Source organism: Streptomyces sp. NPDC050315 (assembly GCF_040655775.1).
Classification (GTDB): Bacteria; Actinomycetota; Actinomycetes; order Streptomycetales; family Streptomycetaceae; genus Streptomyces.
The window spans coordinates 24,116-41,762 of the sequence record NZ_JBFAKN010000016.1 but is presented as its reverse complement, the minus strand read 5'-3'; the positions used below and the strand labels follow the sequence as shown (position 1 = coordinate 41,762).

13 protein-coding genes are annotated in these 17,647 nt (G+C 73.8%); 10 read left to right on the top strand and 3 right to left on the bottom strand.

Features of this window, described 5'->3' with window-relative positions:
* The first annotated feature begins 117 nt into the window (after positions 1 to 117).
* The 8 genes from AB0I82_RS35675 (at position 118) to AB0I82_RS35640 (ending at position 11,430) form a co-directional block, all read left to right on the top strand.
* On the top strand, positions 118 to 831 hold the full coding sequence (locus AB0I82_RS35675) for a GntR family transcriptional regulator (protein WP_363261654.1): 714 nt from the start codon (positions 118 to 120) through the stop codon (positions 829 to 831).
* Positions 832 to 930: 99 nt separating this feature from the next.
* A complete protein-coding gene (locus tag AB0I82_RS35670; RefSeq protein WP_363261653.1) occupies positions 931 to 1,638 on the top strand; it encodes a DUF969 domain-containing protein in 708 nt (235 codons plus the stop codon).
* A complete protein-coding gene (locus tag AB0I82_RS35665; protein ID WP_363261652.1) occupies positions 1,635 to 2,603 on the top strand; it encodes a DUF979 domain-containing protein in 969 nt (322 codons plus the stop codon). The genes AB0I82_RS35670 and AB0I82_RS35665 overlap by 4 nt, the downstream gene beginning before the upstream one ends.
* A 31-nt stretch (positions 2,604 to 2,634) precedes the next feature.
* On the top strand, positions 2,635 to 3,279 hold the full coding sequence (pcp, locus tag AB0I82_RS35660) for a pyroglutamyl-peptidase I (RefSeq protein WP_363261651.1): 645 nt from the start codon (positions 2,635 to 2,637) through the stop codon (positions 3,277 to 3,279).
* Positions 3,280 to 3,335: 56 nt separating this feature from the next.
* On the top strand, positions 3,336 to 4,859 hold the full coding sequence (locus tag AB0I82_RS35655; protein ID WP_363261650.1) for a hypothetical protein: 1,524 nt from the start codon (positions 3,336 to 3,338) through the stop codon (positions 4,857 to 4,859).
* Entirely contained in the window at positions 4,859 to 5,050 is a 192-nt protein-coding gene (locus tag AB0I82_RS35650) for a hypothetical protein (protein WP_363261649.1), read from the top strand. The genes AB0I82_RS35655 and AB0I82_RS35650 overlap by 1 nt, the downstream gene beginning before the upstream one ends.
* Complete coding sequence (locus AB0I82_RS35645; RefSeq protein WP_363261648.1) at positions 5,047 to 5,982, top strand: hypothetical protein; 936 nt, start codon at positions 5,047 to 5,049, stop codon at positions 5,980 to 5,982. Before AB0I82_RS35650 ends, AB0I82_RS35645 begins: the two co-directional genes overlap by 4 nt.
* Before the next feature lie 84 nt (positions 5,983 to 6,066).
* Positions 6,067 to 11,430, top strand: coding sequence for a hypothetical protein (locus AB0I82_RS35640; protein ID WP_363261647.1), 5,364 nt, complete (start codon positions 6,067 to 6,069; stop codon positions 11,428 to 11,430).
* Positions 11,431 to 11,514: 84 nt separating this feature from the next.
* Here the strand turns inward: AB0I82_RS35640 and AB0I82_RS35635 are convergent, their stop codons facing one another.
* The 3 genes from AB0I82_RS35635 to AB0I82_RS35625 all read right to left on the bottom strand — a co-directional run bounded on the left by AB0I82_RS35635 (position 11,515) and on the right by AB0I82_RS35625 (position 14,330).
* Positions 11,515 to 12,600, bottom strand: a complete 1,086-nt coding sequence (locus AB0I82_RS35635; RefSeq protein ID WP_363261646.1) for an S-(hydroxymethyl)mycothiol dehydrogenase — start codon at positions 12,598 to 12,600, stop codon at positions 11,515 to 11,517.
* Between the two features lie 208 nt (positions 12,601 to 12,808).
* The gene (locus tag AB0I82_RS35630; protein WP_363261645.1) at positions 12,809 to 13,636 is read right to left on the bottom strand and encodes an IclR family transcriptional regulator; all 828 of its coding nucleotides are present in this window, start codon (positions 13,634 to 13,636) and stop codon (positions 12,809 to 12,811) included.
* 226 nt (positions 13,637 to 13,862) lie between these two features.
* Positions 13,863 to 14,330 carry a hypothetical protein gene (locus tag AB0I82_RS35625; protein WP_363261644.1) on the bottom strand — a complete coding sequence of 156 codons (468 nt, stop codon included), beginning with the start codon at positions 14,328 to 14,330 and terminating at the stop codon, positions 13,863 to 13,865.
* Between the two features lie 260 nt (positions 14,331 to 14,590).
* On the opposite strand from AB0I82_RS35625, the gene AB0I82_RS35620 reads away from it, so the two are divergent.
* Entirely contained in the window at positions 14,591 to 17,200 is a 2,610-nt protein-coding gene (locus AB0I82_RS35620; RefSeq protein ID WP_363261643.1) for a nitrate- and nitrite sensing domain-containing protein, read from the top strand.
* Positions 17,197 to 17,631, top strand: a complete 435-nt coding sequence (locus AB0I82_RS35615) for a roadblock/LC7 domain-containing protein (protein ID WP_030250594.1) — start codon at positions 17,197 to 17,199, stop codon at positions 17,629 to 17,631. Before AB0I82_RS35620 ends, AB0I82_RS35615 begins: the two co-directional genes overlap by 4 nt.
* Positions 17,632 to 17,647 lie beyond the last annotated feature (16 nt).

Here is a 17,647-nt window from a genome sequence, read left to right as displayed (position 1 = left end):
TGTTGTCTTGTTCGGCGTTCTGGGATTGACTGCGTGCCCTTGCGGGCGGCCGCGCGGCCGTCGTACGCGGTCACGGTGACCAGGGGGACGAAAGTGAGGCGCGAGGTGGCGAAGGGGATGGACCGGCGGTTCGAGGAGCCGGGCGGGCTGGCGATGGACCGGGCGCTGCTGGGGCGGACGAGCACCGCCGAGCGGGTCGCGGACATACTGCGCGACCGTATTGCGGAGGGCTTCTTCCCGCCCGGGGCGCGGCTGTCGGAGGACTCCATCGGCGGGGCGCTGGGGGTGTCCCGGAATACGTTGCGGGAGGCGTTCCGGCTGCTCACGCACGAGCGGCTGCTGGTGCACGAGCTGAACCGGGGCGTCTTCGTGCGGATGGTCGCGGTGGAGGACCTCGGTGACATCTACCGGGTGCGCGGGATGGTCGAGTGCGCCGTGATCCGCGGCCTGGGCGAGCCGCCGTACGCGCTGGACCAGGTCGAGGCGGCCGTGGAGGCGGGGGAGCGGGCCGCGCTGGAGCGGTCCTGGCAGGACCTCTCGACGGCCAATATCCGCTTCCATCAGGCGCTGGTCGCGCTCGCCGGCAGCCCGCGCACGGACGAGCTGATGCGCGGCGTTCTCGCGGAGCTGCGGCTGGTGTTCCACGTGATGGACGACCCGCGCCGCTTCCACGAGCCGTACCTCACGCGCAACCGCCAGATCCTCGAAGCGCTGCAGAGCGGCGACGTGGTCCAGGCGGAGCGGCTGCTCTCGTCCTACCTGGAGGATTCCCGGGCTCAGCTGTCCAGCGCGTACGCCCGGCGGGTGGCCGAGCAAGTCTCCGGCAGGTAACGAGAATCACCCACCTATTGTCGGATCGTAGAACGATCCTCTACCGTCCTGGCACATCCCCACGAGACGCGTGGGTTTCTGCGTGCGAAAGGCGGTCCCGTGATCGTTCTTCTGGGCGTTCTCGTGGTGATCATCGGCTTCGCCACACGCCGCAACCCGCTGCTGGTGGTGGGGGTGGCGGGCATCGCCACCGGATTCCTCGGCGGCCTGTCGCCGCAGAAGGTCCTCGCGGCCTTCGGTGACGGCTTTGCCTCCAGCCGGGCAGTGACGATCTTCGTCATCACGCTGCCGGTGATCGCTCTCCTGGAGCGCCACGGCCTCCAGGAGCAGGCCCGCAACCTCATCGCACGCTTCGCGAAGCTGACCACCGGACGCTTCCTCACGCTCTACCTCGTGCTGCGGCAGTGCTTCGCCGCGCTCGGCCTGAGGGACCTCTTCGGGCCCGCGCAGACGGTGCGCCCGCTCGCCGCACCGATGGCCGAGGGCGCGGCCGAACGCCGCTACGGAGCGCTGCCGGACAAGACCCGCGAGAAGATCCGGTCCTTCACCGTCAGCGCGGACAACGTCGGGCTCTTCTTCGGCGAGGACGTCTTCCTCGCCGTCGGGTCGATCCTCCTGATCACCGGCTTCGCCAACTCGACGTACCAGACCCACCTCGAACCGCTGCAGCTCGCCCTCTGGGCCATTCCGACCGGGATCTGCGCGCTGCTCATCCACGGTGGCCGGCTGCTGCGCATGGACCGCACGCTGGAGCGCGAACTGCTCGGCGCCCAGGACGGACTCGCCACCCAGGAGGCCACGAAGTGATCAAGGCAGAGTGGTTCTACTGGCTCGTCGGCGGGCTCTTCCTGGTGATGGCCGCACAGATGGCCGCCGACCGCAGCAACCCGAAGCGCTTCGGTACGGCAGCCTTCTGGGGCCTGCTCGGCGCCGGCTTCGTCTACAGCTCCTGGGTCGTCGACAAGTCGGCACCCGCGGAGCCCCTCGGTGTCGCGGTCCTCGTGATGATCGGCCTGGCCGCCTTCGGGTTCACCGGACGCGGCAAGCCCCGGACGACCACCACGGAGGAGCGGCGGGCGAGCGCCCGTAAGCACGGCAGCAAGCTGTTCATCCCCGCCCTGACCATCCCCGCCGTCGCCCTGGTCTGCGCCGTCCTCGTTCCCGAGCTCTCCTTCGGGGGCACGCCGCTCCTCCAGAAGGGCAGCGAGACCATCCTCGGGCTCGGCATCGGCGCCATCGTGGCGCTCGTCCTCGCCATGGTCATGCTGCGCGAGAAGCAGGCCGCGGCGCCCCTGCACGCGGGCCGCTCGATGCTGGAGACCATGGGCTGGGCGATGCTGCTGCCGCAGCTGCTCGCCACTCTTGGCACGATCTTCGCTGTCTCCGGTGTCGGCAAGCAGGTGGGCATCCTCACCAAGGCGGTGCTGCCGCACGGCTCGGTGGTCACCGCGGTGATCGTCTACTGCGTCGGGATGTTCCTGTTCACGGTGATCATGGGCAACGGTTTCGCGGCCTTCCCCGTCATGACCGCCGCCGTCGGCTGGCCCGTCCTCGTGGACCAGGCGCACGGCAACGCCCCGGCGATCCTCGCGATCGGCATGCTCTGCGGCTTCTGCGGCACGCTCGTCACGCCGATGGCGGCCAACTTCAATGTGGTGCCCGCCGCGCTGCTGGAGCTGAAGGACCAGTACGGTCCGATCAAGGCCCAGCTGCCCACCGCGGTCGCGCTGCTGGCCTGCAACATCGTCATCATGTCCGTCTTCGCGTTCTGACGTGGACCCTGCCGAAACCGAGTAACACTCCATGACCCGGGTACTTCTGACCGGATTCGCCCCCTTCGACGGGGAGCGCGTCAACCCCTCCTGGCAGGCCGTCCAGGCCGTCGCGGCCGACCCGCCGCCCGGCTACGAGATCGCGACCGCCGAACTGCCCTGTGTCTTCGGTGCGGCGAACGACGCGCTCCGTAGGGCCGTCGCGGATGCCGACCCCGAGGTCGTGCTCTGCGTCGGCCAGGCCGGCGGCCGCCCGGACGTCACGGTCGAGCGGGTGGCCATCAACATCGATGACGCGCGCATCCCCGACAATTCGGGTGCGCAGCCCATCGATGTACCGATCGTCGAGGACGGTCCCGCCGCGTACTTCGCCACGCTCCCGGTCAAGGCGTGCGTCGCCGCCGTACGGGAGGCCGGGCTGCCCGCCTCGGTCTCGCAGACCGCCGGCACCTTCGTCTGCAACCACGTCTTCTACGGGCTGATGCACCTCGTCGCCACCGAACGGCCCGCCGTGCGCGGCGGCTTCGTGCACGTCCCGTATGCTCCCGGGCAGGTCACCGACCAGGGCAGGCCGTCACTCCCGGTCACCTCCGTCGCCGAGGCGCTGCGCGTGATCATGATCACGGCGTCGGAGCGCGGCGAGGACATCAAGGCTGTGGGCGGCGCCACACACTGACCTGCGAGGCCGTGCCGTTTCGTCCGTTGTCAGTGCGACGGCCTAATCTGTTCACCGTGACTTCTCCATCCCCCCAGACCGCTGCGCCCCAGTTCAGCGGGGTGACGCGGCCCGCGCCGGGGCCGGCGGCCGACGAGGGCCTGGCCCGGCGGCTGCGCGCGCTCGCGTGCACGGCGCCGCTGCACGACCTCGACGCGCGCAAGGCCAACCTCGCGGGGGAGTACGGCGTCTACGCCATGGCCGAGGTCGCCCTCGCCGCCATCGATCTCGTCACGCTCCACATGGACTTCGACACGGGCGCCGACCACGAACAGATAGTGGCCAGGCTGCAGCCCCGCATCGCGGCCCAGGCCCCGCGCCGCCCCGCGGCCGAGCACGAGCGCGTCGCCCGCTGGGTCCTGGAGAATCTGATCAACGTCGGCAGCGTGGACCGCGGCTTCCGCGCGGTCTACGGCACGTTCTCCGCCGAGGGCGACTACGTCCGCAGGGACTACGACTTCAAGCTCATCGAGGAGGTCCCGGGGCCCGGCGGCACGGTCTACCTCCGTACCACCGACGAAGCGGTCAACGTCCTGGTGGGCGCGCTGGACACGGACGTCACCAGCGCCCAGATCGCCGCCGAGGTCAAGCTCGAGGTGCTCATCAGCCGCGGCCGCCTCGCCGACGCCCAGCTCGCCGCCGAGCAGGCGCGGTACCGCACCGTGCAGTACGCCGAAACGCTCCGCAAAACCCTCGACGCCACCCGGCGCAACGTCCGCGCGGTCGACTGGCTGCGCGCCGTCCCCGACATGATCACCGAGGCGCTCGACCACGTCGCGGACCGGTACCGCCATGAGAACGCCATCCTGACCAACATCCGCCGCGCCCGCGACGAAGCCGAGGGACCCGAGCACAAGAGGCGCGCCGCCGAGCTCGTCGACATCGTCAAGGACTGCATCCGCCGCCACACCCAGCTGCAGTCCCGCCTCCTGGAAGCGGGCCCGCTCTTCCGCGCCGAGCAGGACCGGCAGGCGTTCGCGCCGCCCGCCGCGCACGCCGGACTGGACCTGTACGGCCAGCTCGTCGCCCCCGTACTGCCGCTCTCCGTCGAGCAGTCCACCCGGGTCACCGACGCCTTCTTCGCCAAGGGCACGGGCCTGCGCACGCCCACCGCCGTCCGGGTCGGCGACCTGGTCGAGATGCTGCTCTCGCCGCCCCAGGAGCGCGCGCATCTGGGCGCCGAGATGCCCGAGCCCGACCTGATCGCCACGCCCGACGACAGCCGGTTCAGCGAGGAGCAGCTGGACGCCGCGACCGCGCTGCTCACGCTGCCCGCGGACGCGCCGCGCCGGCTCTCCGGACTGCTCGCCGAAGCCCGCCTCCAGGACCCCGAACTGCCGTACCTGGTCGCGCTGATGGCCGTGCACGCCGCCAGCCCGCCGGTCGGCACGGCCTACCGCCAGGGCGAGGAGCAGCTGTTGTTCGCCGTGGACGACGGTACGGAGCTGGTCGACCCGGAGTTCGGCGGCGCCGACCTGATCGTGGGCACCGCCCTGCTGGACGCGGCCGGCATGGCGGCCGAGCGGTCGGAGGTGGCGTGATGCCGGGAGCCGTGGACGCCGCCCGCCGCCAAGCGCTCGCCGAGGCTGCTCGCCCCGAAGCGCCCGCCGGAGCCGTGCAGGCCGCCTGCCCCGAAGGGCCCGCCGCAGCCCCGGAGGCCGCGCGCCCCGAAGCGCTCGCGCAGGGGCGCATCAGAGTTGAGACCGTGAGCCGCAAGGAGCCAGATTCGTGACCGAGTACGACGCCGACGACGCCGCGCGGCCGGACCCGACGGCCGCCGCGGGCGACGGCTGGGGTGTGCCCGCACCCGAGGCGGAGCCGCCCGCCAAGGGCCCCGCGCCGGTCACCCCCGCCGACGCGGCGGACGCCGCCCGGCTGGTCTCCTTCGGCCTCCAGCCCAAGCTACTGCCCGCCCGCGACGTCGAGTACGGCGAGCTGCTGCGGCGCTATCGGGACGAGCCCGCCTTCGCGCGGCTCACCGACGCCGTCGCCTCCGGGCTCGGCCTGGTCGTCCTGGAGGTCTCCACCCGCGCCGGAATGGCCGTCACCGCCGCCGAGGACTCCGTCTTCGCGGTCCGCATGGGCGACTACGCCCGCCGCGCCTCCACGGACGCGGGCGACCGCTTCCTGCACGGCCTCGCGCATCTGGCCGTCGCCGCGATGGCCTTCCCGCGCCCCGAGGACCTCGCCGACGACGGCTACATCGGCCGCATCACCGTCAACGGCGTGGACGCCTTCGTCCGCCAGGCGTGCCGCCGCCTGGAGGAGCGCGCCGCCGAGGCCGGCGAGAACACCGACCCCACCAGCGGCGCGCCCGGCCTGGAGGCGTCCTGGCGGGTCTACGCCCGGCGCAGCTCGACGGGCGCCACGAAGGACGCGCGGCGGCTGGCGGGTTCGACCACCGGCATCATCGCCAAGGCCGTCTCCTTCCTCGTCGACTCCGGCTTCCTGCAGCGCACGGGGGACGACGCCGGAGGCGCGTACCGCACCACCGCCCGGTATCAGCTCCAGGTGCGCGACATGGCGGGTACGGCCGCCATGGCCGAGCTGCTGGAGCTGGGCGTGGTCCCGATAGCGGACGGCAGCGCCTCGCTGCTGCCCGCCGAGGACACCGACGACCTGGACCTGGTCGCCGACGCGGGACTGCCCTTCCACTCGGGCTGACCCCGCCCCCGTACACCCGAATCCACGGCCGGCCCGCCGGCCGGCCACCACCGATCACCGTCACCACAACGAGAGTCCGCCGCTATGTACGAGCTGTCCCGGGTTCGCCTCTACTCCATCGGGCCCGCCGGTGCGCGCTACGCCGACACGGTCCTGGACCTGCGCGGAGTCGGTGAGCCGGTGCCCCGGCCGGCTCCGGCGCAGGCGGACTTCTTCGAGGAGGAGCCGGTCGGCCCGCCGCGCCGCCCGGCCCCCGCCGGCGTGCTCTTCCTGGAGAACGGCGGCGGCAAGTCCGTACTGCTCAAGCTGATCTTCTCGGTCATGCTGCCCGGCCACCGCAACACCCTCGGCGGCGCCAGCTCCGGTGTGCTGCGCAAGTTCCTGCTCGCCGACGACTGCGGCCATGTCGCGCTGGAGTGGCAGCACACGCTCACCGGCGAGACCGTCGTGGTCGGCAAGGTCAGCGAGTGGCGCGGCCGCCAGGTCTCCAACGACCCGCGGAAGTTCGCCGAGGCGTGGTACAGCTTCCGCCCCGGTCCCGGGATGAGCCTGGACTCGCTCCCCGTGGCCGAGTCCACCGCCGTCCGCCCGATCGTCGAGGGCGCCTCCGGGGCGCAGGGTCGCCGCCGCACGATGAAGGGCTTCCGCGACGCCCTCACCGAGGCCGGCAAGAACTACCCCAACCTCGACGTGGCCTGGGTCGAGATCCACGAGCGCTGGAACGAACACCTGGGTGAGCTGGGCCTGGACCCCGAACTGTTCCGGTACCAGCGCGAGATGAACGCCGACGAGGGCGAGGCGGCCGGCCTCTTCGCGGTCAAGAACGACTCCGACTTCACCGACCTCCTGCTGCGCGCCGTCACGGACACGCGCGACACCGACGGCCTCGCCGACCTCGTGCACGGCTTCGCGCACAAGCTCGGCCGGCGCGCCGAGCTGACCGCCGAGCGCGACTTCACCGCCGGCTCCCTCGACCTCCTCTCGAAGATCGCCGAGAACGCCGAACACCGGGAGCGCGCACGGGAGGTGCACGCCGGGGCCGAGCGCCGCACGCGCCACCTTGCGCAGCGGCTGCACGCCCGCGCCACAGAGGAACGCGGTCGCGCCGCCGAACTGGCCGAGCAGGTCGCCGCCGCCTCCCACACCGTCACCGAGGCCGAGGCCACCCGCGAGCGCCGCTCGCTCATCTCCGCCGAGATCGCCTACCGGCACGCCTCCCTCGCGCTGGCCGCCGCCGAGAAGGGCGCCGCGGCCCAGCGCCGCGAGCTGAACGACGCCCGTACGCTGCACTCCGCCTGGCAGGCCGCGGAGACCGTACTGCGGCACCGCGCGGCGGCCGACCGCTCGGCGCGCGTCGCCGCCGCGATCCAGGAGGCCGAGCGGGACGCCGCGCCGGCGCTCGCCGCCCGCAGCAAGGCCGCCGCCGACCTCGTACGGGCGCTGCACGCCGCCGCTACGGAGGCCGAGACCTGGGCCAACCAGGAGGAGGAGCGGTCCGCAGCGCTTCAGGAGACGGGCGAGTCGGCGCACCGTGACGCCACCGCCGCCGCGACCGCCGCCCAGCGCGCCCGCAGCGAGACCGAGCACCTCAAGCAGCGGCTTGCCGAGGTCGAGCAGGAGACGGCGGAGGCGGTACGGGCCGGCTGGCTGGACGACACCGCGCCGGACGCCGACCCGGCACGCGCCGCGCTCGCCGCGACGGACGCGGAGAAGGCCGCGGTCGAGTCCTGGGACACCGCCCGCGAGGCGGCCCGGCAGACCGCCGACCGCGCCAAGGAGGCCGCGGCCCGCCAGTCCCGCGCCGAACTGGCCGCGGCCCGCGCGGAGGACGCGGCGCTCGCGGCGGAGCGTGCGTACGACGCGGAGCGCCGCGCCGCCGAGTCCATCGGTGCGGAACCACGGCTCGCGGAGCTGCTGGGCATGGAGTCGGCTCCGGGTGTGCCCGCCGCGGGCCTGCCGGGGCAGCGCAGCGGCGGCCGCCGCCCGCTCGCCGCGGAGGCTCAGCCGCCGGTGCGGGTGACGGTCCGGCTGGACGACGCGGAGGCGAGCGCGCTCGCGCCCGGCTCCGACGCGGCGGAGGCCGGTGCGCACGGTACCGACGCGGATGACGCCGAGCCGGACGACGAGTACTTCGCGGGGCCCGTGCTGGGCAGCGCCCCGGCGCAGGTACGCCCCGCTGTGCTCACCGGCACCGCCTCCGAAGGGGCCGCCCCGGCCGCGACGGCGGACGCGATGGCCGTGGGCGGCGGCTCCTGGGCGTCCGGCGTCGTGGGTCTCGGCGCCTCCGTCGAGGACGGGGCGCCCGCCTCCGACGAGCGGCCCGCCGGCGGACGCGGCACGTACGCGGCCGAGTCCGGCTCCCGGGACGAGGTCTCGGCGCGGATCGACTCCGGGGCGACGGGAGGCGCCGCGGACGCCGGGCACGAGGAGGACGCACCGGCCGAGGACACCGGATCGGCGGACGGTACCGAAGCGGCCGACGCGCCTGCGCACCCCGAAGCGCGCGCTGACGCCACCCCCGAAGCGCGCGCCGACGCCGCCCCCGTTGAGGCCGCGCCCGCCGCGGGCGAAGCCTGCCCCGACGACGGTGACAGCGCGGCCGACGCGCACGACGCGCCCCCCGCCCGCCCCCGGCTCACCGGCGCCAAGGGCGCCAACGGCCCCCTCTCCGCCGAAGAGGTGGACCGGAACGCCGACGCGCTCCAGGAACTGCTCGACGACAGCGTCAGCTCAGCAGAGCGGCAGCTGTTCGAGATGCGGACCGCCGCTGCCGACGACTCGCGCATTCTCGGGGCGCTCGGCGACGGCGGCCTGCTGCCGCCCGGCCCCGATGTCCTGGCGGCCGTCGAGTACTTGGGCGAGCACGGCGTCCCGGCCCTGCCCGGCTGGCGCTACCTCGCCCAGGCCGTCGACCCCGTCGACCACGCCCGTGTGCTCGCCGCCCGTCCCGAGCTGGTCGACGGCGTGATCATCACGGACCCCGACACCCATGCGCGCGCCCGTGACGTGCTGGCGCAGGCGGCCCTGCTGCCGCGCTCCGCCGTCGCCGTCGGCACGGCAGCGGCCCTGCTCGCGCCGACCCCGCCCCCGGAGGCCGAGGACAGCGGCGTCTTCCTGGTGCCGCCGAACCCGGCGATGCACGACGAGTCGGCCGCCGACGAGGAGCGGCAGGCGCTGCGGGCCCGTGCAGCGGCCCGTGATGAGGAGATCCGGCAGCTCGCGGCCCGGCTCTCCGCCGACCGCGCGCTCGCCGCCCGGCTGTCCTCGTGGCGTACGGGCTGCCCGGCCGGCCGGCTCGCCGAGCTGGCGGCCGCGGCCGAGGAGACCCGCACGACGGCCGACGCCGCCGCCGAGGAGCTGACGGAGTCCCGTACGGCACGGGCCGAGGCGGACGAGGCGGCGGCCGAGGCCGCGCGCGTACGGGACGAGCGGGGCGAGGCCGCCCAGCGCGCCCGCCGGGTCGCCGACGCGCTCGCCGGACTCGCCTACCGGCTCCGCGAGCGCGCCGCCTGGCAGACCAAGCTGCGCGAACTGGCCGATGAGGGCGCGGAGTACGAAGCGCGCGCCGAGGAGTGCGTCGACCGGGCGCGCGCCGCCGACGAGGACCGCCGTGCAGCGCAGCGTGCCGCCGACGACGCCCGCCGTACCGCCCGCGCGCTGCGCGCCGAGCGCGCCGAGATCGCCGGCGTGCCGGACGACCTGGGCGAGGAGGAGGCCCCGCCGGAGTCCTCGCTGCCCACCCTGCGCGAGGCGTACCGTGCGGCGTCCCAGCTGTACGAGAAGGTCGGCGTCGGCGCCGACCTGCGGGCCGAGCAGGCCCGTGCCGAGGGCGACGAGAGCAACGCGCGCAACGAACTGGACCGGCTCACCAACAAGGTCCGTACGCGCGCCGAGACGCTGCTGCAGAGCCCGGACGCGGCCGACGGGCCGTCCCGGCAGGCCGCGGCGGCCCGCGCCGAGGAGCTGGTCGCGATGCTGGAGACGCGGGCCTCCGCGGCCAGTGAGCAGCTGGGCCGGCTGCGCGGTGAGACGGAGCGGCTGGCGCCGCCCGAAGGCGTCGAGGCGCACACCGAGCTCCCCGAGGAGCTGGTGCCCGCCGACGCGGAGCGCGCCAAGGAGCTGCTCCGCAGCGCCAATACCGAACTGGCCACCGCCACCGACGCGTTGGAGACCGCCCGCGCCACCCACGCCGAGCTGCTGCGCGGCCACCGCGCCGCCGAGGACGCGGCCGGCGGCTTCGACGAGACCGCCGCGATGCTGCGCGACATCCTCCGCGACAACGGCCCCGAGGAGGACCAGGAGGCTCCCGAGCCGTACCGGGGCCGACTGGAGGAGGCCCGGCAGGCCGCCGCGGAGGCCCGCCGCTCGCTGCGCGGCTGCGCGAGCGACCTCTCCGCGGCCGACTCGGCGGTCCGCGAGGCCAGCGACGTCCTCGTACGGCACGCCAACTCCACCCGGTACGAGATGGTCAAGACCCCGGCCCGGCAGCAGATCCGCGAACTGCCCGCCGCCGCGCTGCCTGATCACGCCGCGAAGTGGGCGGAGGCATTCGCGCCCCGGCTGCGCGTCCTCACCGACGAGCTGGCGCAGCTGGAGCGCAACCGCGACAGCATCGTCGACCGGCTGCGCGGCCTCGTCGAGTCCTCGCTGGCCACGCTGCGTTCGGCCCAGCGGCTGTCCCGGCTCCCCGAAGGCCTGGGGGAGTGGTCGGGCCAGGAGTTCCTGCGCATCCGCTTCGACGACCCGGACCAGGCCACGCTCACCGAGCGGCTCGGCGAGGTCATCGACGAGGCGACCCGCGCGGCCGTCAAGCGCAACAGCGACCTGCGCCGGGACGGCATGTCCCTGCTGCTGCGCGGCGTCGCGGCGGGGCTCCAGCCGCGCGGCGTGGCCGTGGAGATCCTCAAGCCGGACGCGGTACTGCGCGCCGAGCGCGTCCCCGTCGGGCAGATGGGCGACGTCTTCTCCGGCGGCCAGCTGCTCACGGCGGCCATCGCGCTGTACTGCACGATGGCGGCGCTGCGCAGCAACGACCGCGGCCGCGACAAGGAACGGCACGCCGGCACGCTGTTCCTGGACAACCCCATCGGCCGCGCCAACGCCACGTACCTGTTGGAGCTCCAGCGGGCCGTCGCCGACGCGCTCGGCGTCCAGCTCCTCTACACGACGGGCCTGTTCGACACCACGGCCCTCGCCGAGTTCCCGCTGGTCATCCGCCTGCGCAACGACGCGGACCTGCGCGCGGGCCTGAAGTACATCAGCGTCGAGGAACACCTCCGCCCCGGCCTGCCGCAGCAGCGCCCGGAGTCGGAGACGATCCACGGCGAGATCACGGCGACCCGGATGTTCAAGCGGCCGGAGGAACAGGAAACCCCGCGCGTACCGCAGGCCGACCGGACGCCGAAGAACGGCCCGGCGACGCCGGATGCGGGGGAGACGGAGGAGTAACGCGCGGCGGCTCTTCGTATGGCGGTGCTCCGAAGGTGGTGCTCCGACACCGAGGCGCCGCCGGTGACCGCCACCGGGCCGGCCTCACAACACCGCCACCGACCGCAGTACTTCCCCCCGCTGCAGCCGGCCGAAGGCGCTCTCCACGTCGTCCAGGGGGACGGTCTCCGAGACGAAGGCCTCCAGGTCCAGCTTGCCGCGGAGGTGGAGGTCGATCAGGACGGGGAAGTCGCGGGTGGGCAGGCAGTCGCCGTACCAGGAGGTCTTGAGGGCGCCGCCGCGGGCGAAGAGGTCGTGCAGCGGGAGGTCGACGTGCTGGTCGCGGTCGGGGATGCCGGCTTGGACCAGGACGCCGGCCAGGTCGCGCATGTCGAGGGCCTGGCGGAAGGTCTCCGGGGTGCCGACCGCGTCGATCGTGACGTCGGTGCCGTGGCCGCCGGTCAGCGTGCGGACCGCCGTCACGGGGTCGGTCCAGCGAGAGTTGACGGTGTCGGTGGCGCCGAAGCGTTCGGCGGCGTCCAGCTTGCGGGCGTCCACGTCCACCGCGATCACCCGGCGGGCGCCGGCCAGCGCGGCGCCGGCGATCGCGGCGTTGCCCACCCCGCCGCAGCCGATGACGGCCACGGTGTCGCCGTTCCCCACCCGGCCGGTGTACACCGCCGCGCCGTACCCGGCCATCACCCCGCAGCCGATCAGCCCGGCGGCCTCGGGGCGGGCCGACGGGTCGACCTTCACCGCCTGGCGCGCGTGGACCAGCGCCTTTTCGGCGAAGGCGCCGATGCCGAGGGCGGGGGTGAGCGGGGTGCCGTCGAGCAGGGTCGGCGTGCCCTGCGCGGTACGGGAGTCGAAGCAGTACCAGGGGCGGCCGCGGCGACAGGAGCGGCAGGTGCCGCAGGGGGCCCGCCAGGCGAGCACCACGTAGTCGCCGGGGGCGAGTTCGCCGCAGCCGGGGCCGGTCGCCTCCACGATGCCGGCCGCCTCGTGGCCGAGCACATAGGGGAAGTCCTCACCGGCGAGGCCGTCCCGGTGGCGCAGGTCGGTGGGGCACACGCCGCACGCCTGGATCTGTACGAGTACTTCCCCCGGGCCCGGGTCGGGCACCAGGACCGGCTGGACCTCGACCGGCGCCCCCTTCTTCACGGCGATGACGGCGCGGGCTTCGTGCGGCATGTCGTCACTCCTCGACAGCGCCTGCGGGCGGCGGAGGGTAGGTGCCGGTACTTGTTGCCTATCGTGCGGCCTGTTGCACCATAGGAGACATGCTGGGATTTGAGCGGCGATCCGTCAAGGGGGTTCGACGCCCGCGCGCGGCCCGATTTTCCGTCCGATTCTCCGGCTGCTGCTCAGCCCGTTCCCCCGCCCGTTTCGTCGTGCTTCCTCAGGCCGCGAAGCCCATGGCGCGGGAGAGGTCGGCCGCCGCTTTCGCGGCCCGCTCGGCGAGCTCCGGCAGCAGCTCCTGCTCCATGCGGTACGCCGGGCCGGACACGCCGATCGCGCCGATCACCGCGCCGTCGTGCGCCCGTACCGGCGCGGCCACGGCGTTCAGGCCGATCTCCAACTCCTCGGCCGTGCAGGCGTAACCGGCCTCCAGCGCCTCGGCCAGCTGTGCGCGCAGGGGCGCCGCGGTGAGGGTGTGCTCGGTGAAGCGGGGCAGCGAGCGGGTCAGCAGGTTGTCACGGCGCTCCCGCGGCAGGTGCGCGAGCAGCACCTTGCCGCTCGCGGTGGCGTGCAGCGGGGTGCGCCGGCCCAGCCAGTTGTACGCGGTGACCGCGGCCCCGCCGCGCGCCTGCATGATGTTGACCGCCGCGTCACCGTCCAGTACCGCGATGTTGGCGGTCTCGCCGGTGTCCTCGGCCAGCGCGCGGCATACGGGGGCGCCCTCCTGCGAGATGTCCAGCCGGATCGCGGCGGCGCCCGCCAGCCGCAGCACGCCGGCGCCCAGGAAGTACTTGCCGCGCTCGCCCTCCTGTTCCACCAGTCCGCGGTTCTCCAGGACGCCGAGGATCCGGAAGGCGGTGGACTTGTGGACGCCCAGCTCCTCGGCCAGCTCGGTCACTTTGGCCTCGCCCAGCCGGGCCAGGATCTCCAGCACGCTCACCGCCCGGTCGACGGACTGGACGGAGCCGGCACCGCCGCGTGTGCTGTCGCCGGCTTCCTCGGTGGTTTCGGTGGTCTCGTTGGCGCTCGTGTCGGTCGTCTTCGGCATGGGTGTGTGCGTCACCGCCCGTCGGCCCTGCGGGCCATTCGTCGGGAGCCCCGTCGTGATCCGCCCCCGAGCTCGGTCTGTTGCGCGCTCTGTTGTTGCGCATCGCGCGGTGCGATGCGCGATAGGCAACGCCATCATACCTATCGGCGCTAACGGAACCAGATGTCGGGCGCAGCTTTTCGGAGTCCGGGGCTCCGGAAGAGGCCCGGCGCTCCCTCCGGGAACGTCAGGCGGCGGCCGAGCGCCGTTCCTGCCGGCGTGCGCGCCGCCGCTCCCGGCGCAGCGCCCTGGCCGTGCTGCTCGGCTGCGACTCCACGCCGTGCCGCTGGATCCACACCTGCCGGGTCACCCAGACGTCCAGTACGCCCCAGGTCGCGACGACCGTCGAGGCGACCGTACTGAGCACCGCGGGGAAGGCCAGCCAGGACCCGGCGAGCGTACTGAGGAAGGCCACCATGGCCTGGACGAGCGTCACCGCCACGATGATGACGGCCCGCACCGCGGCCGTACGCACCGGATCGGGCATACGGGGGCGGGCCGACGGCTCTTCCTGCCACAGCGTGCCGTCTCTGCCGAGCTCCATGAAGCCGTCACTCTCCCCGTACTTTCCCCGCCTGTCCGGCTGTTCGGTGACTGCCCGGATTTCCTCCGGTACATGCCGCCGTGCACCGTCACCGGACTCATGGTCGCCCACCGCCGATGTCGTGCGGACGGCGGGGGCCGGTTCTTTCCGGCCAACAGTCGTGGCCCGGAAGAGAGGTACGGGCGGGGTGGTGGAGACCACACGGGCGGGCGGGTTGTCCGGGAATCACCGGACAAGGGCGGCCATCCGGCCCTGACCTGCGGGCCGGTCCCTCGGACAGCTCTTCGAGTTGACCCCCCGACAGTAGTAAGCTCGCGCCGTTTGTTGACGGAACACCACCCCCGCGCGCCGGGGTTGACGTAGGGGAGGCCATGCGCTTTCGCGGGAAGTCCATCCGCCGGAAGATCGTGGCGTTGCTGCTCGTACCTCTGGTGTCCCTCACCGCCATGTGGGCCTTCGCCACGTACATCACCGGCACCGAGGCCCGCCAGTTGCTGAAGGTCGCGGTCGTCGTCGACAAGGTCGGCTACCCGACCGAGGACGCGGTACAGGCCCTGCAGAAGGAACGTCGCGCCACCCTGGTCTACCTCGCCGACCCGCGGATCGCGGGCTCGCTGACCGAGCTGCGCCGACAGACCCTCGCCACCGACCGGGCCGTGGCCCGGCTGCGCGCCAACTCCAAGGGCTCCGACGTACGCGAGGACCTCCTCGGCAGCGCGGGCTCGCGGCTCCAGGCCGCCGTCAAGGGGTTCGCGCGCCTGGACGAGCTGCGCGACGGGGTGGAGAACAACACCCTCACCCGCCGCGAGGCGTTCGACCAGTACAACGCCCTGGTCGACCCCTGCTACGTCTTCCTGGGCAGCATGCACTTCCTGCCCGACGCGGAAATCTCCAAACAGGGCAGCGCGTTGGTGGCGATCACGCGCGGGCGCGAGGCCCTCGCGCGCGAGGACGCGCTGCTCAGCGCCGCGCTGGTGTCCGGCTCGATGTCCCCGCGCGAACTGCGGGACTTCTCCGACCGGGTGGCCGAGCGCAAGGTCCTGTACAAGACCAGCCTCAGCGCGCTGCCCGCCGCCGAACGTGCCGTGTTCGAGGACTACTGGAACGGCGCCAAGCCGCGCGAACTGGAGTCCTTCGAGGACGCGGTGATCGCGGCGGGGGCGTCCGGCGCCACCGGAGCCATCAACGCCGAACGCTGGCACGCCACCGCGCGACAGGTCCTCGACGACCTGGACAGGATGGACCGGGCCGCGGGCGACCGCTTCGGGGAGCGGGTGCAGCCCGCCGCGATGACCGTACTGGCCAAGGCCGCGTTCGCCGGTGTCCTCGGCTTCGTCGCCCTGCTCACCTCGATCATCGTCTCCTTCCGGCTCGGCCGCCGGCACGTGAAGGACCTCAGCCAACTCCGCAAGGACGCGCACGAGGTGTCCGGCGTACGGCTGCCCAGCGTCATGCGCCGCCTCGCCGCGGGCGAACAGGTCGACGTGGAGACCGAGGCGCCGCGGCTGGAATTCACCCAGGACGAGATGGGCCAGGTCGCCCAGGCGCTGCACACTCTCCAGCGGGCCGCGGTCGAGGCCGCCGTCAAGCAGGCCGACATGCGCCGCGGCGTCTCCGAGGTCTTCGTCAACCTCGCCCGCCGCAGTCAGGTCCTGCTGCACCGTCAGCTCACCCTCCTGGACGCCATGGAGCGCCGTACGGAGGACACCGACGAGCTGGCCGACCTCTTCCGCCTGGACCACCTCACCACCCGTATGCGGCGGCACGCCGAGGGCCTGGTCATCCTCTCCGGCGCCGCGCCGTCCCGGCAGTGGCGCAAGCCCATCCAGCTCATGGACGTCGTACGGGCCGCGGTCTCCGAGGTCGAGGACTACGAGCGCATCGAGGTGCGGCGGCTGCCGCGGCTCGCGGTGGAGGGCCCGGCCGTCTCCGACCTCACTCACCTGATCGCCGAACTCCTGGAGAACGCCACCGTCTTCTCGCCGCCGCACACCGCGGTGCAGGTGGTCGGCGAGCGGGTCGCCAACGGCTTCACCCTGGAGATCCACGACCGCGGCCTGGGCATGGCGCCCGACGCGCTCCTGGACGCCAACCTCCGGCTCGCCGAGACCCCCGAGTTCGAGCTGTCCGACACCGACCGGCTCGGCCTGTTCGTGGTCAGCCGGCTGGCCCAGCGGCAGGGCGTACGCGTCTCGCTGCAGCCCTCCCCGTTCGGCGGGACCACCGCGGTCGTCTTCATCCCCGGCACGCTGCTGACCGAGAGCCCCGACGGGCGCGCGGACGGCCGCGGCGAGGACACCGGCTCGACGCTGCGTCGCGCGGCGTCCGAGGCGGCACGTGGCGGGGCGCTGGCAGCGCTCGCCCAGGTGCCGGTGCCGCTGCCGGAGCGCGGCGCACCGGACGCCGCGGAGCGGGCCTCCGAGGAGGACGAGAGCATCTTCCGCGGCCCCCGTAGACAGCGCCGTACCGAGGACGGCCGCCCCGCGCTGCCGACCGGCCCGGTGCCCGCCGAGCGCGTGGAGCACGAGCCGGCCGACGAGCCGCCCCCGGGCGGCGGCCCCGCGCCGCTGCCGCGCCGCCGCCGCTCGCCGGTCCTGGTCAGGGACCACGGCCGGCCGGTGGAGGGCGCCGAACGGCCGACCGCGGAAGTACGCGACGAAGAGCGGCCCGTAGAGCGCGCAGCGCCCGGGGAAACCGGGGAAGCGACCCCGTCCGCCCAAGAGGCGCAGCCCGCGAAGACCGTGCCCGCGCTGCCCCGGCGGGTGCGGCAGGCCAGCCTCGCGCCCCAGCTCAAGACGTCGTCCGGCCGGCCGTCCGGCGCGGCGACCCAGGCCGCGGACCGCGCGGCCGACCGCGACGCCGAGGACGTACGGGCCCGCATGGCATCGCTCCAGCGCGGCTGGCAGCGCGGCCGGCGCGAATCCGGCGAAGACGGCAGCGCCACAGCACCGAGAAAGAACATGGGAGGGGACGGTCGATGACCGCACCGAAGGCAACAGCAGCCGGAACCGCAGGAAAGGGCTCGGGCGAACTGGGCTGGCTGCTCGACGAGCTGGTCGGCCGGGTGGGCTCCATCCGCGAGGCGCTCATCCTCTCCAGCGACGGCCTGGCCACCGGAGCCTCCGCCGACCTGCCCCGGGAGGACGCCGAGCACCTGGCCGCGGTCGCCTCCGGGTTCCACAGCCTGGCCAAGGGCGTCGGCCGGCACTTCGACGCGGGCCAGGTGCGGCAGACCATGGTCGAGCTGGACGAGGCGTTCCTCTTCGTGAGCGCCGCCGGCGACGGCAGCTGCCTGGCCGTGCTCGCCGACGCCGACTCCGATGTCGGCCTGATCGCGTACGAGATGACGCTGCTGGTCAAGCGGGTGGGTACGCACCTGGGTACGGCTCCCAGGACCGGTGGGCCCAGTTGAGGATGACGACGGTGAC

What these genes read in the sequence shown, in the direction of transcription:
- AB0I82_RS35615 (WP_030250594.1), top strand. Translation starts at nt 17,197, where the DNA reads ATGACCGCACCGAAGGCAACAGCAGCCGGAACCGCAGGAAAGGGCTCG.
- AB0I82_RS35675 (WP_363261654.1), top strand. Translation starts at nt 118, where the DNA reads ATGGACCGGCGGTTCGAGGAGCCGGGCGGGCTGGCGATGGACCGGGCG.
- AB0I82_RS35640 (WP_363261647.1), top strand. Translation starts at nt 6,067, where the DNA reads ATGTACGAGCTGTCCCGGGTTCGCCTCTACTCCATCGGGCCCGCCGGT.
- AB0I82_RS35635 (WP_363261646.1), bottom strand. Translation starts at nt 12,600, where the DNA reads ATGCCGCACGAAGCCCGCGCCGTCATCGCCGTGAAGAAGGGGGCGCCG.
- AB0I82_RS35650 (WP_363261649.1), top strand. Translation starts at nt 4,859, where the DNA reads ATGCCGGGAGCCGTGGACGCCGCCCGCCGCCAAGCGCTCGCCGAGGCT.
- AB0I82_RS35630 (WP_363261645.1), bottom strand. Translation starts at nt 13,636, where the DNA reads ATGCCGAAGACGACCGACACGAGCGCCAACGAGACCACCGAAACCACC.
- AB0I82_RS35620 (WP_363261643.1), top strand. Translation starts at nt 14,591, where the DNA reads ATGCGCTTTCGCGGGAAGTCCATCCGCCGGAAGATCGTGGCGTTGCTG.
- pcp (WP_363261651.1), top strand. Translation starts at nt 2,635, where the DNA reads ATGACCCGGGTACTTCTGACCGGATTCGCCCCCTTCGACGGGGAGCGC.